Source organism: Actinoplanes sp. NBRC 101535 (assembly GCF_030269225.1).
Taxonomy (GTDB): Bacteria; Actinomycetota; Actinomycetes; order Mycobacteriales; family Micromonosporaceae; genus Actinoplanes; species Actinoplanes rectilineatus.
The window spans coordinates 1-298 of record NZ_BSSY01000063.1 but is presented as its reverse complement, the minus strand read 5'-3'; the positions used below and the strand labels follow the sequence as shown (position 1 = coordinate 298).

At 65.4% G+C, this 298-nt stretch carries 1 protein-coding gene; it reads right to left on the bottom strand.

Features of this window, described 5'->3' with window-relative positions; translation table 11 throughout:
* On the bottom strand, nt 1–271 hold a 271-nt coding region (locus QSK32_RS45355; RefSeq protein WP_052720685.1), incomplete at its 3' end, for a transposase family protein.
* Nucleotides 272–298 lie beyond the last annotated feature (27 nt).

The window sequence follows — 298 nt, the reverse complement described above, 5'->3', positions numbered from 1 at the left end:
ACCGAAAGCCGAACCTGGTGCGGGCCTGTTCGTCGAGGTCATGAAGCCAGTCGGTGATCGCTGCGAACGACGGTGCCCCGGCCATGACTGCGCAGACCGCGACGCCGAGTACCGCTGACAACGGGTAGCGGATCCCGCGTCGGTCCCGCGGATCGGGGATCTTCGCCAGCGCGTCCAGCAGAACACCACAGTTACCCTTGGTGACCGCAGTTGAGGTGGTGGCGGCGTGGGGTGCCGTAACGGTCAGTGCGGTGATGAGAGATGATGCCATCGGCGGGTGAGGTCCTCGGGGTTGTGA